Origin of the sequence: Modestobacter versicolor (assembly GCF_014195485.1) — a bacterium.
GTDB lineage: Bacteria > Actinomycetota > Actinomycetes > Mycobacteriales > Geodermatophilaceae > Modestobacter > Modestobacter versicolor.
The window spans coordinates 3,508,722-3,532,031 of sequence record NZ_JACIBU010000001.1; the positions used below are offsets into that span (position 1 = coordinate 3,508,722).

Consider the following 23,310-nt stretch of genomic DNA (forward strand, 5'->3'; position numbering starts at 1 on the left):
CTGCGCGGGGAACCGGTCGGTGCATGACGCAACCTGCCCCGGCGCCCCAGCACGCGCTCGTGGAGGAGGCCCAGGGCGGCGGTGGGGGCGGGGAGTCCACCGGCACCGTGGTGGTCGCCGGCCTGGCCAACCTCGCCATCGCCGTCGCCAAGCTCGTCGGCGGCATCATCAGCCACTCCTCGGCGATGCTGTCGGAGGCGGCGCACTCGCTGGCCGACACGGTCACCGAGGTGCTGCTGTTCATCGCGCTCAAGCGCGGCAACCGGGCGGCCGACGCCCGGCACCCGTTCGGCTACGGCCGGGAGACCTACTTCTGGGCCTTCCTCGCCGCGCTGTGCACCTTCGGCGTCGGCGCGGGGTTCTCGATCTACCAGGGCGTGACGACCATCCTGGAGGGCGAGGAGCAGGGTTCGCCGACCATCTCCTACGTCATCCTGGCGGTCTCCTTCGTGCTGGAGGGCAGCTCGCTGCTCAAGGCCGTGCGGCAGGTGCGCAGCGCCGCGCGCGAGCACGGGACGACGCCGCGGCGGTACCTGCGGCACACCACCGACACCACGGTGAAGGCGGTGACCTTCGAGGACAGCGCCGCGCTCGTCGGCCTGGTGCTCGCGGCGCTCGGCCTGTTCCTGGAGGACGTCACCGGCGACCCGGTGTGGGACGGAATCTCGGCGATCCTGATCGGCGTCCTGCTGATCGCGGTCGCGGGCTCGCTGGCCCGGGCCAACATCTCGCTGCTCATCGGCCAGTCCGTGCCCGGCACCACCCGGCAGGACCTGCAGGACGAGCTCGCCTCGCTGGACCAGGTCAGCGGGGTGCCCTTCCTGCTGACCACGGTGATCGGCCCCGGTCAGCTGCTGGTCGCGGCCAAGGTCGACTTCGCCGACACCGCCACGGTCGCCGACATCGAGCGGGCCTCCGACGAGGCCGAGCGCCGGCTGGTCGCCCGGCACCCCGGTGTCCGCTACGTCTTCCTCGACCCGACCCCCGGCGACGGCCGGGCCCAGGTGGCCGCCCCGCCCGCGGAATGAGCGGCGCCCGCTCCCGGTTGGGTCGGTTCATGCAGGTCGAGGTGTGGTCCGACGTCGTGTGCCCGTGGTGCTACGTCGGCAAGCGCAAGCTGGAGACGGCGCTCTCCCGGTTCGCGCACGCCGACGAGGTCGAGGTGGTCTGGAGGTCGTTCCAGCTCGACCCGAGCGTGCCGGAGGGGCACACCGAGCCGACCCTCCCGGCGCTGGCGGCGAAGTACGGCCGCAGCGTCGAGGAGATGGCCGGTCAGATGCGCCGGGTCGAGGAGGTCGCCGCGGCCGAGGGGCTGCAGTACGACCTCGTCCAGGGCGTCAGCGGCAACACCCTGCTGGCCCACCAGCTGATCCACCTCGCCGCCGAGCACGGGCTGGGCGGGGCGATGAAGGAGCGGCTGCTGCACGCGCACTTCGAGGAGCACCGCTCGGTGTTCGACGTCGACGCGCTGGTGCCGCTGGCCGTCGAGGTGGGGCTGGACGAGGCGGAGGTGCGGGCCGCGCTGGGCGACCGCCGGTTCCTGCCCGCCGTCCACGAGGACATCCGGACGGCCCGCGCGCTCGGCGCGACCGGCGTCCCGTTCTTCGTCGTCGACCGCACCTACGGCGCCGCCGGCGCCCAGCCGGCCGAGCAGCTGCTGCAGCTGCTCGAGCGGGCCTGGGCCGACAGCCACCCGCTGGTCACCGTCCCCGCGGCCGAGGGCTGCGAGGACGGCACCTGCTCGGTCTGATGGAGGACCCCGTCCCCCTCACGCCTCGCAGGCTCGGCGCGAGCCCCGGGACGGGGCCTGGTCAGCGGACCAGGCGCCCCGCGCGCTGGAGCGCCTTCTCGGCGTCGGCGGTCAGCCGGCGGACGACGTCGGTCGCCGACTCCTCGGTGGTGACCAGCCCGACGGACTCCCCGGCGTAGACCGGCGCGTTCTCCAGGTCGCCCTCCGCGCGGGCCCGGCGCACCAGCTCGGTGGCCGCGGTGTCGCCGCGCAGCTCGTCCTCCCGGCCGTGCCAGGTCTCGGTGAACTCGTTGGCCAGCGCCCGGCCCGGCCAGCGCGCCGGCCACGGCAGGCCCTGGGCGATGTCGAAGGCGCTGGTCAGCACGGTCCGGTCGCCGCCGGCGGCCCGCACCCGCTCGCGCGCCGCCGCGGAGTTCGTGGCCTCGGGGCAGGACAGCAGCGGGGTGCCGATCCACCCGCCCGCGGCGCCGGCGACCAGCACGGCGGCCAGACCCGCCCCGGTCGCCACCCCGCCGGCCGCGAGGACCGGCCGGTCGGTCGCGGCGAGCACCTCCTGCAGCAGCGGGAGGGTCGCCCGGTGCCCGGTGTGCCCGCCGGCCTCGGTGCCCTGCGCGACGATCACGTCGGCACCGGCTCCCAGCGCCCGGTCGAGGTCGGCCAGCGTGTTGACCGGGGTGGCCACGGCGATCCCGGCGTCGTGCAGCGGCCCGACGAACGGGGCGGGGTCGCCGAACCCGACCGAGACCAGCACCGGCTCCGCGGCGATCGCCGCGGCGAGCAGCTCGGGTCGCAGCTCCAGCGCCCAGGCCATCAGCCCGATGCCGTAGGAGACGTCCGCCTCGGCCGGCACCCGCGCCTGCTCGACCACCCACTCGGCGGGCGTCTCCGAACCGACGCCGATCATCCCGAGGCCGCCCCCGAGCGAGACCGCCCGGGCGAGCTCCCCGCCGGCCACCCCGGCCATCGGTGCTCCGAACACCGGGGTGTCGAGGTCGAACCAGCGGGTCAGCGGGGTCGTGATCACGGCGCCATCGTCCTCTGGCCGCTGCCGCCCGGCGCGGTCAGCGGCGCGTGACGTCGGCGGTGAAGGCGCGCAGCCGCCGGTGCAGGCCCGCCACCTGCTCCTGCACCGCCAGCGCCTGCAGCTCCTCGTCCAGGTGCTGGGCCGACGGCGGCACCGCCCGCACCTGGTGCGCGCAGTCGAGGTCGGCGCAGATGTAGGTGCCCACCGTGTTGCCGTTGCGCCCGGCCTCGCCGGTCCGCCGGGCGGTGAACAGCGAGACCTCGGCGGCCGACCGCACGGTCTGGCACAGCAGGCACATCGCCGAGCGGCGGCTGGACATCCGCGTGTCGGCAGCCCGCAGCGCGAGGCCGACGACGGCGCCGTCGGCGTCCTCGTGCACCAGGTACCCGCGCAGCTCCGCCTTCGGGTCGCGCCAGCCGAGCACCTCCAGCGACGCCCAGTCCAGCTCGTCGAGGTCGCGCGGCGGGGTCAGCGCGGCGGCCTCGCTGCGGGAGCAGTTGACCAGTGAGCGGCGGATCGCCGCCTCGGTCAGGGCGTGCACGACAGGCCTCCGGGGCGTCGGGACGGGTGGCCCGCAGAGGTTACGGAACGCACCCGGCCCGGCGCAGCCGGGTTCCTGGCCGGGCTCAGCTGGTCGCCGGGCCGCCGTGCTCGGTGCCGGCGAGCTGCCGGAGCATCTCGTGGCAGCGCTGGGCGCGGTCGCTGTCCTGCTGCATCACCTCGCGGAAGAACGAGGCGACGTCGTCCAGGCCCGCGTTCTCGGCGTCCCGGACGTACTGGCCGTAGTCGTGCCCGGCCTTGAGCGAGTGGTACTGGACCGAGATCAGGTCGAAGGTGACGTCGGCGAAGCCGGTCTCGCCGGTGGCCATGGGTGCCTCCTCCACGGGAACGGGTGTGACCCACGCCTCATTCCCGCCTGCGGGGGCGTGAAACGGACCGGTCCGGCTCAGGTCCGGTCGGCCGTCGGCGCCTCGCCGACCGCGCCGGCCGCGCCCCCCGTGACGTCCCCGCCTCCGGCCTCGTCGGCCTCGGTCCGGGACGACGCCAGCTCGTCCTCGCCGGTGCTGGTCGGGTCGTCCTCGGTGGACGCGAGGTCCTCGCCCTGGCCGAGCGCGCCGGGGTCTGCCTGCAGGGTGCGCGGGTCGTTGAGCGGGTCCGGGACGTCGGGATCGGTGACGGTCATGGGTCGACCGTGCCCCGGTCGTGCGCCGTCCGAACGTGCGTAACTGGACGCTTACGTAAGCTGTCTGTTACACATGACGGCATGGAGGCCCTCGCGGCGCTGGCCGACCCGACCCGGCGGGAGATCGTGGCCCTGCTCGCCACCGGTGAGCAGGGCGCCGGCGAGCTGGCCGGGCACTTCGCGGTCACCCGCCCGGCGATCAGCCGGCACCTGCGGGTGCTCCGCGAGGCCGGGTTGGTGCGCGTCCGGGCCGAGGGGCAGCGCCGCGTGTACGCGCTGGACCCCCGGCCGCTGTCGGAGATCGACGCCTGGCTGACCCCCTACCGGCGGCTGTGGGCGCAGCGGCTGGACGCGCTGGACACCGAGATCGCCCGCGGACGGCGGGCCCGAGCACAGGAGGACGGTCGATGACCGCACCGGACGAGCGGCTGGGCGAGGTCACCGAGGTGGCCGACGGCGTGCGGCTGCAGTTCCGCCGCAGCTGGCCGGACCCGGTCGAGGACGTGTGGGCCGCGCTCACCGAGCCCGACCGGCTGCTCCGCTGGATCGGCAGCTACGAGGGCGAGCGCCGGGTCGGCGGCTCGGGCACCTTCACCATGACCCACGAGGAGCAGCCGGTCGGCGAGCCGATGCGGATCGTCGAGTGCGACGCCCCCCGGCGGCTGGTGGTCGAGTGGGACACCGAGGAGGGCTGGCGGGTCCAGCTGGACCTGACCGAGGAGGACGGCCGCACCGTGCTGCTGTTCACCCAGCTCTTCGCCGCGGGCACGGAGGTCACCGACTACGTGCTGGGCTGGCACTGGTACCTGGACAAGTTCGCCGCCGAGGTCTCCGGCGGCACGCCCCCGGGCCACTGGGACGCGTTCTACGCCGAGCTCGGCCCCGCCTACGGCCGGCAGCCGGGCTGAGCCCGCCGCCCGCCTCCCGGGCCCCGACCAGAGGCTCGCCCCGAGCCTGCGAGGGGGAGGGGGTCGGGGTCCTCGTTCAGGCGCGGGCGGAGTCCACGGTGCGCACCGGGTCCGGGCCGGTCCACGGGCCGAGCCGGTGCAGCAGCCGGTCGCGGGCGGCCAGCCGCGGGCCGGCCTGCACCGGGTAGGTGTCGTAGGAGCCGCCGGTGAGCTCGCGGGCCGCGTGCAGGGCGAAGTTCGGGTCGTCCTGCGCCTCGCGGGCCACCGCGACCAGGTCGGCCTGGCCGGTGGCGACGACCGCCTCGGCCTGCTGCGCGTCGACGACCAGGCCGACCGCCATGGTCGGGATTCCGGCCTGCTCCCTGATCGCCGCGGCGAAGGGCACCTGGTAGCCGTAGCCGATCGGGTGCTCCCAGCCGGCGCCGATGCCGCCGCCGGAGACGTCGATCGCGTCGACGCCGAGCGCCTTCAGCTCCCGGGTGAACGCGATCGTCTCCTCCAGCGTCGTCCCGTCGCGCTGGGCGTCGACGGCGGACACCCGCACGACCAGCGGCAGCTCCGCGGGCCAGGCGGCGCGCACCGCCTCGACCACCTCGAGCGGGAAGCGCATCCGGTTCTCCAGCGACCCGCCGTAGGTGTCGGTGCGCAGGTTGGTCAGCGGGGAGAGGAACTGGTTGAGCAGGTAGCCGTGGGCGGCGTGCACCTCGACGACCCGGAAGCCCGCGGCCAGGGAGCGCCGGGCGGCGGCCACGAAGGCCTCGCGGACGCCGGCCATCTCCTCGACGGTCAGCGGGTGCGGGGCCGGCCAGCCCTCGCCCATCGGCACGCCGCTGGGGGAGACCGTCGTCCAGGGCTCGTCGCCGGGGCGGGCGTTCTCCGCGGTCACCGGGCCGTGGCCGTCCCAGGGGCGCAGCGTGCTCGCCTTGCCGCCGGCGTGGGCCAGCTGGATCGCCGGGACGCTGCCGTGCTCGGTCAGGAAGGCGGCGACCCGGGCGAGCCCGGGCACCTGCGCGTCGTCCCACAGGCCGACGTCCGCCGGGCTGATCCGGCCGTCGGCGGTGACCCCGGTGGCCTCGACCATGACCAGCCCGAAGCCGCCCAGGGCGTACCGGCCCAGGTGCACCAGGTGGTAGTCGCCGACCACCCCGTCGGTCACGGAGTACTGGCACATCGGTGCGACGACCAGGCGGTTGGGGAGGGTGACCCCACGCAGGGTCAGGGGCTGCAGCAGCTGGGGCTCGGTCACGCCCCGGGCAACGACCGCAGCGGCCCCCGGCATCCCCGAGGGACGTACGTCACACTGCAGGTAGACGTCCTATACGAGTAGTCTGACGCGATCCCCCCGGCCTCAACGACGCGGCCGGGGCGGGCCTTGCCAGTCAGCGCCAGTGCCGGTGTCGCACCCCGCACTGCCGCACGCAGAGGAGGAGACGCCGTGACTTCCGTGGCCATCCCTGGTCTCGAGAACGCCCCCACCACGCACGCCCGACTCCTCGCCTGGGTGCAGGAGATGGCCGAGCTGACCATGCCCGACCAGGTGGTCTGGGTCGACGGCACCGACGCCGAGTGGGAGCGGCTGACCACGAAGCTCGTGGACGCCGGCACCTTCACCCGGCTGGAGAAGAAGCCCAACTCCTTCCACTGCGCCTCCGACCCCAGCGACGTCGCCCGCGTCGAGGACCGCACCTTCATCTGCTCGGTCGACGAGGCCGACGCCGGACCCACCAACAACTGGATGGACCCGGGCGAGATGAAGGCGATCATGACCGAGCTGTACCGGGGGTGCATGCGCGGCCGGACGATGTACGTCATCCCGTTCTGCATGGGCCCGGTCGAGGCCGAGAACCCGATGTTCGGCGTCGAGCTGACCGACTCCGAGTACGTCGTGGTCTCGATGCGCGTGATGGCCCGCATCGGCAGCCAGATCCTCGAGGCGATGGGCACCGACCGGCCGTTCGTGCCGGCCATGCACTCCCTCGGCGCCCCGCTCGAGCCCGGCCAGACCGACGTCCCGTGGCCGTGCAGCGACACCAAGTACATCGTGCACTTCCCGGAGGACCGGGCCATCTGGTCCTACGGCTCGGGGTACGGCGGCAACGCCCTGCTGGGCAAGAAGTGCTACTCGCTCCGGATCGCCTCGGTGATGGCCCGCGACGAGGGCTGGCTCGCCGAGCACATGCTGATCCTCAAGCTGACCAGCCCGCAGCAGAAGACCTACTACGTCGCCGCCGCGTTCCCCAGCGCCTGCGGCAAGACGAACCTGGCGATGCTCGAGCCGACCATCCCCGGCTGGAAGGTCGAGACCCTCGGCGACGACATCGCCTGGATGCGCTTCGGCGAGGACGGTCGGCTCTACGCGCTCAACCCCGAGTACGGCCTGTTCGGCGTCGCGCCGGGCACCGGCTGGGACACCAACCCCAACGCGATGCGCACCATCGACCAGGGCAACTCGGTGTTCACCAACGTCGCGCTCACCGACGACGGCGACATCTGGTGGGAGGGCATGACCGACGAGCCGCCGGCGCACCTGACCAGCTGGAAGGGCGAGGACTGGACGCCGGGCAGCGACGAGCCCTCCAGCCACCCGAACAGCCGGTTCTGCACCCCGATCACCCAGTGCCCGATCCTCGCGCCGGAGTACACCGACCCGAAGGGCGTGCCGATCTCGGCCATCCTCTTCGGCGGCCGCCGGAAGACCACGATCCCGCTGGTCAGCGAGGCGCGTGACTGGAACCACGGCGTGTTCATGGGCGCCACGCTCTCCTCGGAGACGACCGCCGCGGCCACCGGCGCGGTCGGCGTCGTCCGCCGCGACCCGTTCGCCATGCTGCCGTTCATCGGCTACAACGCCGGTGACTACTTCAAGCACTGGGTCGAGACCGGCAAGGCGCACGACTCGACGAAGCTGCCGCGGATCTTCTACGTGAACTGGTTCCGGCGCGACGAGGACGGCGGCTTCCTGTGGCCGGGCTTCGGCGAGAACAGCCGGGTGCTCAAGTGGGTCGTCGAGCGCCTCGAGGGCACCGCCGCCGCCGAGGAGACCCCGGTCGGGCACGTCCCGACGCCGGACTCCCTCGACGTCTCCGGTCTGGGCATGACCCGCGACCAGGTCGAGCAGGCGCTTCGCGTGGACAGGGCCGAGTGGCAGGCCGAGGTCCCGCAGATCACCGAGTGGTTCGAGAAGTTCGGCGACAAGCTGCCCAGCACCATGTGGGACGAGCTGGAGATCCTCAAGAGCCGCCTCTCCTAGGACTGGGTCCAGCCGGCGGCAGCGTCGCCGCCGGACCGGTCCCGATGACGAGGTCCCGCCTCCCGACAGCGTGGTCGGAGGGCGGGACCTCGTGCTGTCGGGGCACCTCGGGTGCTCGGCCCGCGGGTCCCAGCCCGGTCGGTTAGCGTGGCCGAGGCACCTCTCTTCCCGTGACGGAGGCCTGTCCGCCCGTGCCCAACCCCTATCTGCACGTGCTGCGGACCCCGCACGCCCTGCCGATGGTGCTGGCGGCGTTCATCGGCCGGCTGCCGCTGTCGATGATCGGGCTGGGCAGCGTGCTGCTGGTGCAGGACTACACCGGGTCCTACGGCCTGGGCGGCGCGGTGGCGGCGGTCGGCGCGGTCGCCTCGGCGGTCTCCGGCCCGGTGATCGGGCGGCTGGCCGACGCCCACGCCCAGCGCCGGGTGCTGCTGTCGGTGCTCGCCGTCTTCGTCGTCTCCGGCTTCGTCTTCCTCACCTCGGTGCGCGAGGACTGGCCGCTGTGGACCGTCTTCCTCTCCGCCGGGGCCACCGGGGCCAGCCTGCCGCCGGTCGCCTCGATGATCCGGGTGCGCTGGACCCACCTGCTGCGCGGCACACCCCGGCTGCCGACCGCGCTGGCGATGGAGTCGGTGGTCGACGAGTTCGTCTTCATCGTCGGCCCGGTGCTGGTCACCTTCCTGTCCACCACCGGGCACACCACCTCCGGCGTGGTCACGGCGTTCACCCTGGCCGCGGTCGGCACGCTGCTGTTCGCCGCGCAGTGCCGCACCGAGCCTCCCCCCGTGGCGCACGAGCACCGGCGCGGGCCCTCGGCGATGCGGGTGCCGGGGCTGCGGGTGCTCTTCGTCGTCGGGGCCGCGGTCGGCGCCATCCTGGGCACCCTGGAGATCGCCCTGGTCGCCTTCGCCGACGAGGCCGGCGCCCGGTCGCTGAGCGGGCTGCTGATCGCCGGGCTGGCGGCGGGCTCGATGGCCGCCGGGATCGGCTGGGGCACCGTGCACTGGCGGGTGCGGCTGCGGCACCGGCTGGTCTGCGTGCTCACGGTGCTGACGGTGCTGACCGTGCCGCTGATGCTGGTGGAGAGCTACTGGCTGATGCTGCCCCTGGTGGTGCTCGCCGGGGTGGCCGTCTCCCCCTCGCTGATCAGCGCGTTCACCCTGGCCGAGGTGCTGGTGCCCCGGTCGACGGTCACCGAGGCGTTCACCTGGATCGGCACCTCGCTGGCGCTGGGCGTCGCGGTCGGGGCGTCGGTGGCCGGCAAGATCGTCGACCACGCCGGCGCCAACGCCAGCTTCGTGGTGGCCACCGTCTCCGCCGCCGCCGCGACGGTCGTCGTCGCGCTCGGCCAGCGGCGGCTGCACGTCCCCGCCGAGCACGCCCCGACCGCCGCCCTGGCGCACTGACCGGCATGGCCGTGCAGTACGAGGTCCCCGGCATGGTGGTGCGCGAGCACGCGCTGCCCGTGCCGCTGCACTGGGGCGCCGACGGCGGCGAGGAGATCCAGGTCTTCGCCCGGGAGCTCGTGCACCCGGACCGGCGGGACGACGACCTGCCGGTGCTCTGCTTCCTGCAGGGCGGCCCTGGTGGGAGGTCGCCGCGCCCGGTCGGCGGTGGTGACTGGATCGCCCGGGCGCTGCAGGAGTTCCGGGTGGTGCTGCTGGACCAGCGCGGCACCGGGCGCAGCTCGCGGGTGACCGCCCGCCGGATCAGCGCCTTCGACGACCCGCGCGCGGCGGCCGAGCACCTGCTCGCCTTCCGCGCCGACTCGATCGTCGCCGACGCCGAGCACGTCCGGACGACGCTGTACGGCGGCCGGCCGTGGACGACGCTGGGGCAGAGCTACGGCGGGTTCGTCACCCTCACCTACCTCTCGCAGGCGCCGCAGGGGCTGGCGCGCTGCCTGGTCACCGGCGGGCTGGCGAGCCTGCGCCCGGACGCGCGGGAGCTGTACCGCCGCACCTACCCGCGGGTGGCGGCGCGGACCCGGCGGTTCTACGAGCGCTTCCCGGACGACGTCGCCCGGGTGGCCGCGGTCGCCGACGTCCTGGCCGCGACCGACGTCCGGTTGCCCGACGGCGACCGGCTGACGGTCCGCCGGCTGCAGACGCTCGGGCACGGCCTGGGCACGAAGACCGGGCTGGAGCAGCTGCACTGGCTGTTCGAGGAGGCCTTCGAGGAGGGCACCGACCAGCTCGCCGAGCCCTTCCTGGAGAGCGTCGCCCAGCGCACCTCCTACACGGAGAACCCCCTCTACGCCGTGCTGCACGAGAGCATCTACGCCAGCGGGCCGGGCGCGACGTCGTGGGCGGCCGAGGCCGAGCGGGGCGCGGGGTTCGACCCGGGGCGGCGGCCGCTGCCGTTCACCGGCGAGATGGTCTACCCCTGGATGTTCGACGAGATCCGGTCGCTGCGGCCCTTCGGTCCCGCCGCGCGGGCCCTGGCCGAGGTCGGGTCGTACCCCCCGCTCTACGACCGCGCCGTGCTGGCGGCCAACGAGGTGCCGGTCGACGCGGCGGTCTACTTCGACGACATGTACGTCGACGCCGGGCTCTCGCTGGAGACCGCCGACGCGGTGGGCAACCTGCGGGTCTGGGTGACCAACGAGCACGAGCACGACGGGCTGCGCACCGGCGACGTCCTCGACCGGCTGCTCGGCTGGCGCACCCGCTGCTGAAGGACCCTCCTGCCCCCCACCGCTCGCACGTTCGCAGTGGGCCCCTGCAGGAAGGCCATAAAGTGCATCAACCTGATGGACTTGACGAACAATGCGGCGGCTGGTCTGATCCCTGGCGTGTCCTACTCGCTGGAGCTGCACCGCCGCTGCGCGGTCGACCTGCTCCGGGTCGCCAGCGCGCTCTGTCCGGCGCGCTGACCCCCTCCCGACCGACACACCTCGCGCGCCCCCCTCCCGGGGAGAGCTGCGCCCTGCACCGAGGAACCCCCGTGACCCTGATCGCTGAACCCGTCCTGCCCGGTGCCCCCGCCCGCCGGCCCAGCGGGGCGGCCGCCCTGGCCGTCGCCCTGACCCTGGCGACCGACCTGTGGGCACCCCTCGTCGAGTACCGCGACGAGAGCCGCTGGACCCACCTGGTCGACCCGGCCGACGCCGCCGCCGTGCTCGACCCGTCGCTGCACGCCGAGCTGGCCGGCGCCCAGGTGTGGCTGCTGTCCTGGCTGCCCGGCCAGGGCACCGACCTGCACGACCACGGCAGCTCCGCCGGCGCCTTCGCGGTGGCCCGCGGCACGCTCACCGAGCGCGTGGTGGCCGCTCGCCCCCGGGCGGCCGCGCACCAGAGCACCACCGACCTGGCCGCCGGGCGGGTGCGGTACTTCGGGCCGCACTACGTGCACCAGGTGACCAACTCGCTCACCGAGCCCGCGGTGAGCCTGCACGTCTACGCCCCGGCGCTGCGCTGGATGAACACCTACCGGGTCGAGCACGGCGCGCTCGTGCGCACCGGCACGGAGAAGGCGGGGGTGGACTGGTGAGCACGCTGAGCCCCGCCCGCCCGGCCGGCGCCCGCACCGTCGACGAGCTGCTCGCCGACGCCCGGTCGCGGCTGCAGCGGATCGGCCCGCTGGAGGCCGCCACCCGGGTGGCCGACGGCGCGGTGCTGGTCGACATCCGGCCCGCCGCGCAGCGGGCGCTCGAGGGCTCCGTGCCCGGCGCCCTGGTCGTCGAGCGCAACGTGCTGGAGTGGCGCTTCGACCCGGCCAGCGACCACCGGCTGCCCGAGGCGACCGGCTACGACGTCGAGGTGATCGTGCTCTGCTCCGAGGGCTACACCTCCAGCCTCGCCGCCGACGCGCTCCGCTCGCTGGGCCTGCACCGGGCGACCGACGTGGTGGGCGGCTTCGTCGCCTGGGTGGCCGTCGGGCTGCCCGCCGAGCTGCCCCGGTAGCCCGCACCCGGCCCGGTCGTCGTCCGACGGAGGGACGGCGGCCGGGCCGGGTGCGACCCTGTCGGGATGTCAGAGGACCACTCTTCCCCCCGTGCCTCGCACGCTCGGCGCGGGTCCCTGAAGGGTGGCCAGCCGGCCGCCGGCGGTGGCCGGGTGCTGGGCGTCGCGCCCGAGCGGCTGGCCCGCTGGCTGGACGGCGTGGCGCAGCGGCACGGCGAGTTCACCGACGTGCACGTGGACGACGGCGGCGCGGTGCACGTGCGGTGCGCGGACTCCACGGCGGTCGTGCTGACCGCGCCCTACGGCTGGACGCCGGGGCCGGCCCCGCTGACCACCCTCGGTGCTGCGGTGAAGGCACCGCACCGGACGGCGGTGCTGCTGGTGCGCCGCGGCCGCTGGGCGGTCGGGGTCTTCGACGGCCCGCAGCTCGTCGTCTCCAAGGTCGACGCGCGGCAGGTGCAGGGCCGCACCGCCGCCGGAGGCTGGTCCCAGCAGCGGTTCGCCCGGCGGCGCGGCAACCAGACCGACGCCGTCGTCACCCACGCGGCCGACACCGCGGCCCGGGTGCTGCTGCCGCACGTGGCCGGGACGGAGGCGCTGGCCACCGGCGGGGACAGGGGTCTGGTCGCCGAGGTGCTCGCCGACCCCCGGCTGCGGGCGCTGGACGCGCTGCCCCGGCTCGGCCCGCTGGACGTCGGGGAGCCGACCAAGGCGGTGCTGCTGGAGACCCCGGCCCAGTTCCGCGCGGTGCGGGTGCACATCGTCGAGCCCGGCGACCGGGGCTGACGGTTCAGCGCCGGTGGGTCCGCCGCGCGCGGGCAACGGCGGCCGGCCGGTCCCGGGCCTCCTGCGCCAGCTGGCGGGCGGCGACCACCGACGCGGGCTCGGGGCGGGCCGGGGGAGCCGGCTCGGCGGGGGACATCAGTAGCCCAGCTGGTCGCGGCACCGGGTGATCAGCGCCTCGGTCTCGGCGTCCTCGGCGGAGCTCAGCGGGCCCGTGCCGTAGGGGCCGCTGAGGATCTCCGAGGAGGTGCCGTCCGGCCCGATCCGGACCTGGAAGCCCAGCGGCTCCAGGCAGCCCGCCATCAGCTCGGCGAACCGGGCGGGGTCGCCGGTCTGCTGCTGCGGCGCGGGGACGGGCTCCTCGGTGAAGGGCGTCGTGGGGACCGCCTGGTCGACCCGCACGCCGTCCCGGAGAACGTGCAGCTCGCCCGCGCCGAAGACGATCGGGGTGGTCACCTCCCCCAGCGGCACGCCGTCCACGACCGGGAGCGCCGTGAAGGTGCGGGTGAGCACGCCGGCCGCGTCCCGGTCCAGGCTGGCGGAGTACTCCGCCTCGTCCCCGGGCCGGCTGAGCACCAGCAGCGGGCCGGTGGCGCTCCGGTCGTCGAGCAGGGCGATCGGCGTGTCGGTGCCGCCGCGGGCGGGCGGCGCCGCCAGCTCCAGGTCCTCCGCTGCAGCGCCGGCCGGGCCGACGTACCAGGCCCAGGCGTGCTGGGCGCCGACCTTGCCCATCACCACCGCCCAGCGCTGACCACCGGGGACGTCGCCGGCGAAGAGCACCCGCCTGGTGTCCTCCGCCGGGTGCAGGTCCGCGCCGTTGACCCCCAGCGGGCCCGACCACTCGAGGGCCCGGACGCCGGCCACGAACTCCTCGTCGCCGGCCAGCGAGCCCCGGGTCGGGGCGGCGTACAGGCCCACCGGCCCAGCCGTCGACGGCGCCGCCGTCTGGCCGGGGTCACCGCTGGCGGGCAGCACCTGCGGCACGGTCACGCCCAGGACCACCGCGGTGAGGGCGGCTGCCGCCCAGCCCGCGGTCCGGCGGCGCTGCCGTCGGCCGAGCGCGATGGCGCGCTCTGCGGTCTCCGGGCCGCGCGGGCCGGCGGCCCGGTCGGCGAGCTGGTCGAACGCGGTGCGGATGTCGCGGTCCAGGTCGGTCACGACGGCCTCCGGTGGGTGAGGTCTGCGGGGGTGGGGGTCGCCGGCCGCAGCTGGGCGCGCAGGGTGGCGAGCCCGCGGGTGGCGTGGGTGTTGACGGTGCTGGCCGAGCAGCCCAGCACCCGGGCGGTCTCGGCCTCGGTGAGGTCCTCGTAGAACCGGAGCACCAGCACGGCGCGGACCCGGGGCGACAGCGTCCGCAGCGCCTCGCGGAGCTCGTCGCCGATCGCGTGGGCGAGCTGCGGGTCGTCGCCGGGGCGCTCCGGGAGCGTCTCGATCACCTGCTCCGAGGTCATCAGCCGGCGGCGCCAGCTGACGTGCGAGGTGACCAGCACCCGGCGGACGTAGGCCAGCGGCGAGTCCGCCTGCTGCACCCGCGCCCAGTGCCGGTGCGCCTTGGCCAGCGCCGTCTGCACGAGGTCCTCGGCGTGCCCGTGGTCGCCGGCCAGCAGGTACGCGGTGCGCAGCAGCTGCCGCTCGTGCGCGACCACGAAGTCGGTGAACTGGTCGTCCACGGTGCTCAACGGGCCTCCTCCCTGTGCTCCCACCCAGGAGACGCGGCGGGACCGGCCGATCACCGACAGCGGACGATCACGTTTCGGCAACGGCGCCGCCGTGCACGACCGCGCGACGCGGGTAGGGGAGAGGCGTGCCAGCTCCCTCCCGCGCGGCGGACGGCCGCCTCGACGCCCGTCCCGTACCGGCCCCGGCCGGCCCACCACCACCGCCGGGCACCTCGGCGCTGGACCTCGGGCCGGGTGCCGACGTGCTCCTGGCCGTCCCGGCGGGGGAGGTGCGGGCACTGCTGGTCTTCTTCCACGGCGCCGGTGGGACGGCGGCCGACGCGCTGGGGGCCGTCGCCGACCTGGCCACCGCCCGCGGGGTGGCGGTGCTGGCGACGGGCTCGGCGGCCGCGACCTGGGACCTCGTCGCCGGCGGGCTGGGCCGCGACGTTGCCGCGCTGGACGCGGCGCTGAGCTGGGTGTTCGACCGGCTCCCGGTGCAGCGGGTCGCCCTGGGCGGCTTCTCCGACGGCGCGTCCTACGCGCTGTCGCTCGGCGTCGCCAACGGCGACCTGGCCGAGGCCGTGCTCGCCTTCTCACCGGGGTTCGTGGCCGCGCCGGGACGGTACGGCCGGCCGCGGTTCTGGATCGGTCACGGCACCGAGGACCGGGTGCTGCCGGTCGACCGCTGCGGACGGCGGGTCGCCGGTGAGCTGCGCACCGACGGCTACGACGTGACCTACGAGGAGTTCACCGGGGGTCACGTGATCACCCCCGACCTGGTCACCACCGCCCTGGGCTGGTGGCTGGCCGCCGGTCCCGGGTGAGCCGTCCCGGCACCGGCGGCCGGTCGCCTCAGAGGTGCGGGGTCGTGGTGGTGGTCAGCTCCACCTGCTCCTTGCGCAGCTCCTGGGTCACGGTGGTCTCCTCGGTGGCCCAGCCGGTGGCCAGCCGCACCCGCTCGACCGGCCGTCGCTCCAGCGTCACCGACGGCTCCTCGGCGTAGAGGGTCACCCACCCCGAGGTGCTGGTGGCCCGCTGGACGCCCGGCTCGGCGGTCTCACCGGCCGTGCGCGCGGAGTCGGTCGTGCTGAGCGGCAGGTACTCGATCCGGGCCTGCTGCCGGGTGATGGTCACCGGAACCAGGACCTCCTCGGTGACCTCCTCGATCCGCAGCACCGCCCGGGTCCAGGGCTCCACGACCGTGCTGACCGCCAGCCGCTCCTCCGTGCGGGTCATCGCCGAGTCCGCCGCCGTCCCGACGGTCGGCCCGTTCGCCGGCGGCACGGGCGGCAGCGTCGTCGTCCGCTGGGGTGCCCCGACGGCCGGGGTGCCGCGGTAGTGCGCCAGCAGGCGGGCCTCCTCGTCGGGGCTCAGCCGGTCGGCCTGGGACACCCGGGGCGCCGCGCGGACCGCCTCGGCCGGGACGCCCAGCCGCAGCCGGCCGTCGGCGTAGTCGGCGTCGGCGATCGGCGCGATCACCGGGACGTCGTCCGAGGAGGCGTGCAACCCGTCGGTCAGGCCGACCCAGGTGGGCTGCTCGGTCACGTCGTCGAGGAAGACGGTGGTGACCGTGCCGAGGGCGTTCCCGTCGCGGTCGTCGGCGATCGCCCCGATGACCGGGGGCAGAGCTGAGTCACTGGCCATGCCTGTGGATGATCCGGAACCGGCCGGTCTACACATCGGGACGGCCGCCCGGGAGAACTCGGTTGAGCCGGAACACGGTCACGCGTAGCGTCCTCCGACCGTGTCTCCCCCTGCTGCAGCACCCGAGACCACCACCCCCGATCCCGTCCTCGCCGCCGAGCGCGCCCACCTGGCGCGTGCGGCCGACTGCCTCACCCAGATGCGCACCGCCGCCGTGGCGGTCACCGACGCCGGCGTCGACGCCTGGGCCTCCGAGCGGCTGGGTGCCGCCCGCGCCGAACGGCTGGCCGCGCTGGCGCACGACCCCGGCGTGCCGGCGTTCTTCGGGCGCACCGACACCGCGCCCGACGCCGGTGCCGAGACCTTCCACATCGGCCGCCGGCACGTCCGCGACGCCGCCGGCGACCCGGTCGTCATCGACTGGCGGGCACCGATGAGCCGGCCGTTCTACCAGGCCAGCGCCGCGGACCCGCAGGGTCTGGCGCGTCGCCGCAGGTTCGGCTTCGCGGCCGGCGAGCTGACCAGCTACGAGGACGAGCGCCTCGCCGAGGGCGAGGACGACGGCGGCGCCGGCGAGCTGCTGCGGCAGGAGATCGAGCGGCCCCGCAGCGGCCCGATGCGCGACATCGTGGCGACCATCCAGCCCGACCAGGACGACATCGTCCGCGCCCCGCTGACCGAGTCGATCTGCGTGCAGGGCGCCCCGGGCACCGGGAAGACGGCGGTCGGGCTGCACCGGGCGGCCTACCTGCTCTACACGCACGGCGGGCAGCTGGCGCGCACCGGCGTGCTGGTGGTCGGCCCGAACCGGGCGTTCCTGCGCTACATCGAGCAGGTGCTGCCCGCGCTGGGCGAGGTGGAGGTCGACCAGGCCACCGTCGCCGACCTGACCGCGCGGGTGCCGGTGCGGGCCGACGACGACCCCGCGGTCGCGGTGCTCAAGGGCGACGCGCGGATGGCCGAGGTGCTGCGCCGGGCGCTGTGGGGCGGGATCCGCAAGCCCGAGGACTCGGTCCAGGTCGCGCTCTCGGGGCGGAAGTACCGGATCAGCGTGGAGCGGCTCAAGCGCTTCGTCGACGACCTCCGCCGGGCCGGCACCAGCGGGGTCGACGACCAGCAGCTGGTGCACTACGCCGCGGGACGGGAGCGGCTGGCGATGAGCCTGGCCGAGTACGCCCGGCGGCTCAAGGAGGCCGGCGGCGGGAGCCCGACCGACGCCGAGACCCGCCGGACCGCCCGGAGCGCGGAGGTGCGCGCCTTCTGCGACGCGGTGTGGCCCGCCGTGGACGCCGCGGGGCTGGTCTGCGCGCTGTTCTCCGATCCCGCGCTGCTGGCCCGGGCCGCCCGCGGGGTGCTCACCGAGGAGGAGCAGGCGCTGCTGAGCTGGCCGGTGCCGCCGCGCTCGGTGCGCGCCGCCCCCTGGACGCCGGCCGACGCGGTGCTGGTCGACGAGGTCGCCGGGATGCTCGAGCGCACCCCCGGCTACGGGCACGTGGTCGTCGACGAGGCGCAGGACCTCTCCCCGATGCAGTGCCGGGCCGTCGCCCGCCGGCTGGCCGCCGGGTCGCTCACCGTGCTGGGCGACCTCGCGCAGGCCACCAGCCCGTGGTCGGCGGCGGACTGGGCGCAGACCCTCACCGGCCTGGGGCGCCCGGGCACCACCGTGCGCCCGCTCACCCGCGGCTACCGGGTGCCCGGTGAGGTGCTCGACTTCGCCAACCGGCTGCTCCCGCTGATCGCGCCCGGGCTGCCCGCGGCCACCGCGGTGCGCCGGGAGCCCGGCTCGCTGCAGCTGCGGCCGGTGGCGGTGCTCGCCGAGCCGCTGGCCGAGGTGGTGCGGGAGCTGGCGGCGACCGAGGGCTCGACCGGGGTGGTCTGCGCCGACGCCGCAGTGGCCGACGTCGTCGCGCTGCTCACCGACGCCGGGCTGGACGTCGCCGCGCTGGCCGACGACGGGTCCGAGCCGACCCGGGTCTCGGTGGTGCCCGCGACGCTGGCCAAGGGGCTGGAGTTCGACCACGTGGTCGTCGTCGAGCCGGCCGAGATCGTCGCCGCGGAGCCGCGCGGGCTGCACCGGCTCTACGTCGTGCTCACCCGGGCGGTCAGCAGCCTGGTGGTGCTGCACCGCGGCGAGCTGCCCGAACTGCTCGCCGGGTGACGGGGGAGCCGTGCGCGCACCGGCCCGGGTGAACGCGACGCTGGTCCCCGGGGCTGCGGCGGTGCTGCGCGGCCGGGTGGCTGCGCCGGGCCGGGGTGCTGCGTTCGCCGCCCTGGTCGTGGTCGCCCTGCTCGCGATGCGGGTCCTCCCGGACGTGCCGTCGACCGCCGCCCGAGCCGGTCCCTAGGCTCCCGTCATGGCGGACTCCCTGCGTGACCTGCTGCGCACCCCGGCGGCGCCGGTGAAGCTCTCCGAGCTGGACCCCCGCGCCACCCCGATGGCGCCCGGCCAGAAGGAGCGCACCCGCGAGGTGATGATCGCGGAGGGGCAGCGGCTGGCCGAGCTGCAGGAGCGGCTCTACGCCGAGGGCGTCACCGGTGGTCGGCGCCGGGTGCTGCTGGTGCTGCAGGGCATGGACACCAGCGGCAAGGGCGGCGTCGTCCGGCACGTCGTCGGCTCCGTGCAGCCGCAGGGCGTGCAGTACACCGCCTTCAAGAAGCCCACGCCCGAGGAGCTGCGGCACTCGTTCCTGTGGCGGGTGCGGCGGGCCGTGCCCGGCCCGGGCCTGATCGGCGTCTTCGACCGGTCGCACTACGAGGACGTGCTCATCGGCCGGGTCCGTGAGCTCGCGACCCCGCAGGTGATCGAGCGCCGGTACCGGGAGATCGTCCGCTTCGAGCAGCAGCTGGCCGACGAGGGCGTCACGATCGTGAAGTGCTTCCTGCACCTGTCGCCGTGGGAGCAGAAGGAGCGGCTGCTGGCCCGGCTGGACGACTCGGCCAAGCGGTGGAAGTTCAACCCCGGCGACATCGACGAGCGCGAGCTGTGGCCGGCCTACAGGCGCGCCTACGAGACGGTCCTGGAGCGCACCGACAGGGACACCGCGCCCTGGTACGCCGTCCCGGCCGACCGCAAGTGGTACCGGAACTGGGCCGTCGGCCGGCTGCTGCTGGAGACGCTCACCGACCTGGACCCGCGGCTCCCGGAGCCGACCTACGACGTCGCCGAGCAGCGCGACCGGCTCATCGAGGAGCACCCGATCAGCTGACCGGTGCCGGTGCGGGGTCGCCCCGGCGCAGCCGCGCGTCCAGCGCCTCGGTGCACAGCCAGCCGGCGAGCAGCACCAGGTGCAGCAGGAACAGCCAGAACCCGACGGCGACCACCCCGCCGACCACGGTGAGCCCGCCGAACGGGGCCCCCAGCTCGAGCGGCAGGGACAGGAACAGCACGAACCCCTGCAGGAACCCCGACAGCGACGCCGCGGTGAACAGCGCACCGGCCAGCACCGCCCGCCAGCGCAACCGGCCGGCCGCGACCACCCGGAACACCCAGATCAGCGGCACGGTGAGCCCGAGGAGAACCGAGTAGTAGCCGGCGGCGAACCCGCCGATCGCCGCACCCACGCCCGGCCGCTCGGCCAGCTCGGCGAGCAGCCGCCCGACCAGCAGCAGCGGGTAGAGCAGCAGGGGCGCGACCAGCAGCAGCGGCAGCGACAGCAGCCTCCCCCGCCAGGCGGTGAACCGGTCGGAGGCCGGGCTGAACCGCAGCAGCGCCCGGCGGAGGCCCTCCCCGTAGAGCGAGATCGGCAGCAGGGTGAGCACCGCGCCCAGCGGGCTCAGCCCGGTGCCGGCCTCGGCGAGCCGCTCCAGCGCGTCGGGGGCGCCGAGCTCGGCCGGCAGCACGTCGGCCAGCCGCCCGGTGAGCTCGCGGACCGTGGCCGGGCTGGTGAGCCAGCTGGTCAGCCCCAGGGCCAGCACCAGGGCCGGGACGACGGCGATCCCGGCGTAGAAGGTGAGCCCGGCGGCGATCAGCGCGGTGTCCCGGCCACGCAACCGCTCCCGGATCGTCGCCAGCAGGCCACGCGCCTCCCTCGCCACCTGCACCCGGTCATGTGACCAGGTGCGGGCCGGTCGCGCGCGGCGGATCGCCGACAGCGCGCTCAGCCCAGCGCGCTGACCAGCAGCATGTAGCCGAAGACCAGCACCAGGACCAGCACGAAGACGGCGATCACCACGACCCGGAACCGGTTGCGGGGCAGCTGCCGCTGCGCGCGGGCCTCGCGGTCGTCGTCGGACGGCGTGCTCATGGGGCCTCCAGGGTCGGGCGGCACCCGTCCGCCGGGTGCACGATCAGGTCGTGCCCACTCCAGTCGTGCTCACGCCTCGCCGAGGCCGAGGAGGTGCTGGGCCGCGGCGAACCCGCCCAGCCCGCTGACGGCACCGCCGCGCACCGTCCCGCCGGAGGAGGCGGCGACCACCCGCGGGTGCGCCGTCGCGACGCCCCAGGTGCCGGCCTCGCCGTCGGTGCGGGCCACCGGCCAGGAGAGGTCGCCGTGGAAGATGTGCCCGCCCGGCATGGCCAGCGAGGCCTCGACGTCCAGCGGTGAGGACGCCTGCAGGCACGGCCGGCCCTCGGCGTCCCGGGCCAGGCAGTCGGCCAGCGGCTCGGTCAGGTGCTCGTCGAGCTGGGCGACCACCCGGCGCACCGCCTCCTCCCGGGTGCCCACCGGGTCGGCGGCGTACAGCTCGGCGGGGGTGTGCAGCCCGAAGAGGGTCAGGGTGTGCAGCCCGGTGCCGCCGACGATCGACGGGTCGGTGAGCGAGTGGCAGTACACCTCGAACGGGACGACGTCGGGCAGCTGCCCGGCGGCCGCCTGGGCGTACGCGGCGTCGATCCGGGCAGCGCCCTCGTCGACGTGCACCGTGCCGCTGAACACCTGGCGCGGGTCGGCGCCCGAGCGCAGCCCCGGGAGCCGGCGCAGCACCATGTTGACCTTCAGCTGCGACCCCGACGGCCGGGCGCCCGGCGCTGCCCCGACCAGCTCGTCGAGCACCGCGGGCGCCGCCCCGCTCACCGCGTACCCGCCGTCCGCGGCGGCCGCGGTGCCCTCGGCGTCGGTCCAGTGCACCGTGACGCCGTCGGCCCGGGTCTCGATGCGGGTGACCGTGGCGCCGGTGACCAGCTCCGCGCCGGCCGCCCGGGCAGCGGTGGCGAGCGCCCCGCTCACCGATCCCATGCCGCCCACCGGCACCCGCCAGCGGCCGGTCCCGTTGCCGACGAGGTGGTACAGGAAGCAGCGGCCGGCCAGCCCGTCGGCGGCGTGCACGTCGGCGAACGTGCCGATCAGGCCGTCGGTGAGCGCGATGCCGCGCACCTCGTCGTCGGCCAGGTGGTCGGCGACCACGTCGGCCAGCGGGCGCTCGCGCAGGTCGTGCCAGATACCCGGGTCGCGCAGCCGGGCCGCCAGCTGCGCCGCGCTGGGCAGCGGCTCGGTCAGCGTCGGGGCCAGGTCCTCGGCGAGGGTGGCCAGCCGGCCGTAGAACCGCTGCCACCCGGCCAGCTCGGCGTCGGAGCCGGTGAGCTCGCGGAACGACGCGGCGGTGGCCGGCCCCTCGTCCCGTTCCACCAGCAGCGTGCGGTGCCGGCCGTCGCGCACCAGCGGGGTGGCCGAGGCGACCGACCGGTCCAGCAGCCGCACCGGCAGGGCCAGGTCGCCGACGATCCGGTCGGGCAGCAGGCTGACCAGGTAGGAGTACGCGGACAGCCGGACGTCGACCCCCGGGAACACCTGCTGGCTGACCGCCGCGCCACCGAGCACGTCGCGCCGCTCCAGCACCAGCACCGACCAGCCGGCGCGGGCCAGGTAGGCCGCCGCGGTCAGGCCGTTGTGGCCGCCGCCGACGACCACGGCGTCGTACCGGGCGGCGGTCACGCCAGCTCCCGGGCGAAGAAGACCGCGTACGGGTCGTCGGCGCCGACGTAGTGCCCGAAGGCCTCGACCGGCCGGTAGCCCGCCGACGTGTAGAGCGCGACCGCCTCCGGCTGCCGCACCCCGGTCTCCAGCCGCACCGTCGTCCACCCCCGGCGCAGCGCCTCGGCCTCCAGACCGGCCAGCAGCAGGCGGGAGACGCCGCGGCCGCGCGCGGCCGGGACGACGTACATCCGCTTCACCTCCGCCTCGCTGCCGCCGAGGGGGCGCAGCGCACCGCAGCCGATCGGCGTGCCGTCGTCGTCCCGGGCCACGAGCACCACCGCGACGTCCGCGGCGGAGGGCGGCACGCCGGGCTCGCCGGCGCCGTCGTAGCGGAGGCGCACCTCGGCCTGCTGGGCGGCGGTCAGCTCCTGGACGGCGGGGTCGTCCCACGCGGCGGTGGTGAGGTGCGGCACACGCCCGATCATCCAGGGGCGGGGTGCACCTGCTGCAGCAACCCCCAGACGAAGCAGGCACGGGTGCCGTCGGGGAGGTGGACCTCCCAGCGGGTCACCACACCGGGGTCGACGTCGACCGCCCCGTCCAGCGCGGAGACGTCCTCGACGACGTGCTCCCACACCCGGAGCCCGGCACCCGCAGGCGGCACCGGTGAGCCCGGGGCGCGGACCAGCTGCTCGTGCAGCACCGGCCCCGCGGGGTCGGAGAGCACCTCCCACCACAGGTGCGGCCACAGCGGCAGCGGCCACCGCCGGACCTCGAGGTCCAGGTCGCCGAAGCGACGGTCCTCACGTTCTTCCGGCGGGCCGAGCACCGCGGTGCGCAGATCGACCCCGCGCGGCGCTCGCTGTGCGTGGTGGAGTGCTTGCCAACGAGTGTGGGCGGCATGGGCCTCGGCGCGGTCGGCACCCAGCCTGGGCAGCGCGTCCGCGACCAGGTCAGGTCGCGTGTCGGCCATCCGGCGCAGCAGCACGAGGCAGAACTCCCGCCGCGCCAGGCCACGCACCCGGCGAGCCTGTCACGCCGCGTGAGCGTGTCGGAGCACACGCCAGGAGTTTCTGCACAAATCCCACCGAGCCGTTTGTCATCTCCAGCTACCCCACCTACGGTGGGCGACGGTCCGGACGGGCAACGCAGCCACCCACCCGGGTGACGACCGTCAGGACCGCCGCCGAACCACACCGCCCCGCAGCGTCACCGCGGGCCGTGGACCGGGGACCCACCGCAGCACTGGGGTGAAGCAGCAGACCCTCCCAGGGGGGCGCGCCGCCGGGTGTCTTCCCACCCGAACCCGTCAGCTAACTCGGTAGGCGGCAGGTGGAAGAAAGGACACAC

28 protein-coding genes and 1 riboswitch are annotated in these 23,310 nt (G+C 75.4%); of the genes, 14 read left to right on the top strand and 14 right to left on the bottom strand.

All coding sequences use genetic code 11. From position 1 onward, the window contains the following. The first annotated feature begins 23 nt into the window (after positions 1 to 23). Together FHX36_RS17120 and FHX36_RS17125 are read left to right on the top strand one after the other, a co-directional pair. A complete protein-coding gene (locus FHX36_RS17120; protein WP_110553089.1) occupies positions 24 to 1,028 on the top strand; it encodes a cation diffusion facilitator family transporter in 1,005 nt (334 codons plus the stop codon). A 29-nt stretch (positions 1,029 to 1,057) separates the two neighbouring features. Continuing rightward, positions 1,058 to 1,750: a DsbA family oxidoreductase gene (locus tag FHX36_RS17125; protein WP_110553091.1), complete on the top strand. Its 693-nt coding sequence runs from the start codon at positions 1,058 to 1,060 to the stop codon at positions 1,748 to 1,750. Between the two features lie 61 nt (positions 1,751 to 1,811). Here FHX36_RS17125 and FHX36_RS17130 read toward each other — a convergent pair whose 3' ends face one another. From FHX36_RS17130 to FHX36_RS17145, 4 genes are all read right to left on the bottom strand, one after another. Beyond that, positions 1,812 to 2,774: a nitronate monooxygenase gene (locus tag FHX36_RS17130; protein WP_183513932.1), complete on the bottom strand. Its 963-nt coding sequence runs from the start codon at positions 2,772 to 2,774 to the stop codon at positions 1,812 to 1,814. A gap of 37 nt (positions 2,775 to 2,811) precedes the next feature. After that, complete coding sequence (locus tag FHX36_RS17135; RefSeq protein WP_110552012.1) at positions 2,812 to 3,315, bottom strand: FBP domain-containing protein; 504 nt, start codon at positions 3,313 to 3,315, stop codon at positions 2,812 to 2,814. An 85-nt stretch (positions 3,316 to 3,400) separates the two neighbouring features. Next, positions 3,401 to 3,643, bottom strand: a complete 243-nt coding sequence (locus FHX36_RS17140; protein ID WP_110552011.1) for an acyl carrier protein — start codon at positions 3,641 to 3,643, stop codon at positions 3,401 to 3,403. 77 nt (positions 3,644 to 3,720) lie between these two features. Further along, a complete protein-coding gene (locus FHX36_RS17145; RefSeq protein ID WP_110552010.1) occupies positions 3,721 to 3,957 on the bottom strand; it encodes a hypothetical protein in 237 nt (78 codons plus the stop codon). A gap of 81 nt (positions 3,958 to 4,038) precedes the next feature. On the opposite strand from FHX36_RS17145, the gene FHX36_RS17150 reads away from it, so the two are divergent. Together FHX36_RS17150 and FHX36_RS17155 are read left to right on the top strand one after the other, a co-directional pair. Next, positions 4,039 to 4,368, top strand: a complete 330-nt coding sequence (locus FHX36_RS17150) for an ArsR/SmtB family transcription factor (protein WP_110552009.1) — start codon at positions 4,039 to 4,041, stop codon at positions 4,366 to 4,368. Beyond that, positions 4,365 to 4,865, top strand: coding sequence for an SRPBCC family protein (locus tag FHX36_RS17155; protein ID WP_110552008.1), 501 nt, complete (start codon positions 4,365 to 4,367; stop codon positions 4,863 to 4,865). Before FHX36_RS17150 ends, FHX36_RS17155 begins: the two co-directional genes overlap by 4 nt. A gap of 76 nt (positions 4,866 to 4,941) precedes the next feature. Here the strand turns inward: FHX36_RS17155 and FHX36_RS17160 are convergent, their stop codons facing one another. Beyond that, positions 4,942 to 6,111, bottom strand: coding sequence for an NADH:flavin oxidoreductase/NADH oxidase (locus tag FHX36_RS17160; protein WP_258372690.1), 1,170 nt, complete (start codon positions 6,109 to 6,111; stop codon positions 4,942 to 4,944). A 198-nt stretch (positions 6,112 to 6,309) separates the two neighbouring features. Between FHX36_RS17160 and FHX36_RS17165 the strand changes: the two genes are divergently transcribed. The 6 genes from FHX36_RS17165 to FHX36_RS17190 all read left to right on the top strand — a co-directional run bounded on the left by FHX36_RS17165 (position 6,310) and on the right by FHX36_RS17190 (position 12,806). Beyond that, positions 6,310 to 8,115, top strand: a complete 1,806-nt coding sequence (locus tag FHX36_RS17165; protein WP_258372689.1) for a phosphoenolpyruvate carboxykinase (GTP) — start codon at positions 6,310 to 6,312, stop codon at positions 8,113 to 8,115. A 191-nt stretch (positions 8,116 to 8,306) separates the two neighbouring features. Then, complete coding sequence (locus FHX36_RS17170; RefSeq protein WP_110552005.1) at positions 8,307 to 9,521, top strand: MFS transporter; 1,215 nt, start codon at positions 8,307 to 8,309, stop codon at positions 9,519 to 9,521. A 5-nt stretch (positions 9,522 to 9,526) separates the two neighbouring features. Beyond that, positions 9,527 to 10,792, top strand: coding sequence for an alpha/beta fold hydrolase (locus FHX36_RS17175; protein ID WP_110552004.1), 1,266 nt, complete (start codon positions 9,527 to 9,529; stop codon positions 10,790 to 10,792). Positions 10,793 to 11,061: 269 nt separating this feature from the next. Next, positions 11,062 to 11,607, top strand: coding sequence for a cysteine dioxygenase (locus tag FHX36_RS17180; protein ID WP_220035920.1), 546 nt, complete (start codon positions 11,062 to 11,064; stop codon positions 11,605 to 11,607). Next, positions 11,604 to 12,020 carry a rhodanese-like domain-containing protein gene (locus FHX36_RS17185; protein WP_258372688.1) on the top strand — a complete coding sequence of 139 codons (417 nt, stop codon included), beginning with the start codon at positions 11,604 to 11,606 and terminating at the stop codon, positions 12,018 to 12,020. Before FHX36_RS17180 ends, FHX36_RS17185 begins: the two co-directional genes overlap by 4 nt. Before the next feature lie 153 nt (positions 12,021 to 12,173). Continuing rightward, positions 12,174 to 12,806, top strand: coding sequence for an acVLRF1 family peptidyl-tRNA hydrolase (locus tag FHX36_RS17190; protein WP_110552003.1), 633 nt, complete (start codon positions 12,174 to 12,176; stop codon positions 12,804 to 12,806). A 4-nt stretch (positions 12,807 to 12,810) separates the two neighbouring features. Here the strand turns inward: FHX36_RS17190 and FHX36_RS23635 are convergent, their stop codons facing one another. The 3 genes from FHX36_RS23635 to FHX36_RS17200 are packed head-to-tail and all read right to left on the bottom strand — an operon-like array spanning position 12,811 to position 14,473. Further along, a complete protein-coding gene (locus FHX36_RS23635; protein ID WP_258372687.1) occupies positions 12,811 to 12,942 on the bottom strand; it encodes a hypothetical protein in 132 nt (43 codons plus the stop codon). Further along, positions 12,942 to 13,961 carry a hypothetical protein gene (locus tag FHX36_RS17195; RefSeq protein ID WP_110552002.1) on the bottom strand — a complete coding sequence of 340 codons (1,020 nt, stop codon included), beginning with the start codon at positions 13,959 to 13,961 and terminating at the stop codon, positions 12,942 to 12,944. Before FHX36_RS17195 ends, FHX36_RS23635 begins: the two co-directional genes overlap by 1 nt. Then, positions 13,958 to 14,473, bottom strand: coding sequence for a SigE family RNA polymerase sigma factor (locus FHX36_RS17200; RefSeq protein ID WP_258372691.1), 516 nt, complete (start codon positions 14,471 to 14,473; stop codon positions 13,958 to 13,960). The genes FHX36_RS17195 and FHX36_RS17200 overlap by 4 nt, the downstream gene beginning before the upstream one ends. Before the next feature lie 134 nt (positions 14,474 to 14,607). On the opposite strand from FHX36_RS17200, the gene FHX36_RS17205 reads away from it, so the two are divergent. After that, a complete protein-coding gene (locus FHX36_RS17205; RefSeq protein WP_110552000.1) occupies positions 14,608 to 15,288 on the top strand; it encodes an alpha/beta hydrolase in 681 nt (226 codons plus the stop codon). A 28-nt stretch (positions 15,289 to 15,316) separates the two neighbouring features. Here FHX36_RS17205 and FHX36_RS17210 read toward each other — a convergent pair whose 3' ends face one another. Next, a complete protein-coding gene (locus FHX36_RS17210; protein WP_181428745.1) occupies positions 15,317 to 16,108 on the bottom strand; it encodes a YsnF/AvaK domain-containing protein in 792 nt (263 codons plus the stop codon). Positions 16,109 to 16,208: 100 nt separating this feature from the next. Here FHX36_RS17210 and FHX36_RS17215 point away from each other — a divergent pair, with 100 nt between their 5' ends. From FHX36_RS17215 to FHX36_RS17225, 3 genes are read left to right on the top strand one after another with little or no spacing between them, the layout of a single operon-like run. Continuing rightward, positions 16,209 to 18,266, top strand: coding sequence for a helicase domain-containing protein (locus FHX36_RS17215; protein ID WP_183513934.1), 2,058 nt, complete (start codon positions 16,209 to 16,211; stop codon positions 18,264 to 18,266). Positions 18,267 to 18,276: 10 nt separating this feature from the next. Continuing rightward, positions 18,277 to 18,453, top strand: coding sequence for a hypothetical protein (locus FHX36_RS17220; protein WP_181428951.1), 177 nt, complete (start codon positions 18,277 to 18,279; stop codon positions 18,451 to 18,453). A 9-nt stretch (positions 18,454 to 18,462) separates the two neighbouring features. Continuing rightward, entirely contained in the window at positions 18,463 to 19,314 is an 852-nt protein-coding gene (locus FHX36_RS17225; RefSeq protein ID WP_110554190.1) for a PPK2 family polyphosphate kinase, read from the top strand. On the opposite strand, the gene FHX36_RS17230 is transcribed toward FHX36_RS17225, so the two are convergent. From FHX36_RS17230 to FHX36_RS17250, 5 genes are all read right to left on the bottom strand, one after another. Beyond that, positions 19,307 to 20,149, bottom strand: a complete 843-nt coding sequence (locus tag FHX36_RS17230) for a YhjD/YihY/BrkB family envelope integrity protein (RefSeq protein WP_110554189.1) — start codon at positions 20,147 to 20,149, stop codon at positions 19,307 to 19,309. The genes FHX36_RS17225 and FHX36_RS17230 overlap by 8 nt on opposite strands. Before the next feature lie 56 nt (positions 20,150 to 20,205). After that, complete coding sequence (locus FHX36_RS17235) at positions 20,206 to 20,352, bottom strand: hypothetical protein (RefSeq protein WP_181428950.1); 147 nt, start codon at positions 20,350 to 20,352, stop codon at positions 20,206 to 20,208. A gap of 69 nt (positions 20,353 to 20,421) precedes the next feature. Further along, the gene (locus tag FHX36_RS17240) at positions 20,422 to 21,978 is read right to left on the bottom strand and encodes an FAD-dependent oxidoreductase (protein ID WP_183513936.1); all 1,557 of its coding nucleotides are present in this window, start codon (positions 21,976 to 21,978) and stop codon (positions 20,422 to 20,424) included. Further along, positions 21,975 to 22,445: a GNAT family N-acetyltransferase gene (locus FHX36_RS17245; protein WP_110554162.1), complete on the bottom strand. Its 471-nt coding sequence runs from the start codon at positions 22,443 to 22,445 to the stop codon at positions 21,975 to 21,977. The genes FHX36_RS17240 and FHX36_RS17245 overlap by 4 nt, the downstream gene beginning before the upstream one ends. Further along, positions 22,442 to 22,981 (bottom strand): hypothetical protein, encoded by a 540-nt coding sequence (locus FHX36_RS17250; RefSeq protein ID WP_146251724.1) that lies wholly within the window; start codon positions 22,979 to 22,981, stop codon positions 22,442 to 22,444. Before FHX36_RS17250 ends, FHX36_RS17245 begins: the two co-directional genes overlap by 4 nt. Before the next feature lie 153 nt (positions 22,982 to 23,134). After that, a riboswitch (cyclic di-AMP (ydaO/yuaA leader) is annotated at positions 23,135 to 23,303 on the top strand. Positions 23,304 to 23,310: the final 7 nt, after the last annotated feature.

Coding starts and splice junctions, on each gene's coding strand:
- FHX36_RS17245 (WP_110554162.1), bottom strand. CDS start 22,445: ATGATCGGGCGTGTGCCGCACCTCACCACCGCCGCGTGGGACGACCCC.
- FHX36_RS17150 (WP_110552009.1), top strand. CDS start 4,039: ATGGAGGCCCTCGCGGCGCTGGCCGACCCGACCCGGCGGGAGATCGTG.
- FHX36_RS17235 (WP_181428950.1), bottom strand. CDS start 20,352: ATGAGCACGCCGTCCGACGACGACCGCGAGGCCCGCGCGCAGCGGCAG.
- FHX36_RS17175 (WP_110552004.1), top strand. CDS start 9,527: ATGGCCGTGCAGTACGAGGTCCCCGGCATGGTGGTGCGCGAGCACGCG.
- FHX36_RS17140 (WP_110552011.1), bottom strand. CDS start 3,643: ATGGCCACCGGCGAGACCGGCTTCGCCGACGTCACCTTCGACCTGATC.
- FHX36_RS17145 (WP_110552010.1), bottom strand. CDS start 3,957: ATGACCGTCACCGATCCCGACGTCCCGGACCCGCTCAACGACCCGCGC.
- FHX36_RS17125 (WP_110553091.1), top strand. CDS start 1,058: ATGCAGGTCGAGGTGTGGTCCGACGTCGTGTGCCCGTGGTGCTACGTC.
- FHX36_RS17155 (WP_110552008.1), top strand. CDS start 4,365: ATGACCGCACCGGACGAGCGGCTGGGCGAGGTCACCGAGGTGGCCGAC.
- FHX36_RS17210 (WP_181428745.1), bottom strand. CDS start 16,108: ATGGCCAGTGACTCAGCTCTGCCCCCGGTCATCGGGGCGATCGCCGAC.
- FHX36_RS23635 (WP_258372687.1), bottom strand. CDS start 12,942: ATGTCCCCCGCCGAGCCGGCTCCCCCGGCCCGCCCCGAGCCCGCGTCG.
- FHX36_RS17225 (WP_110554190.1), top strand. CDS start 18,463: ATGGCGGACTCCCTGCGTGACCTGCTGCGCACCCCGGCGGCGCCGGTG.
- FHX36_RS17120 (WP_110553089.1), top strand. CDS start 24: ATGACGCAACCTGCCCCGGCGCCCCAGCACGCGCTCGTGGAGGAGGCC.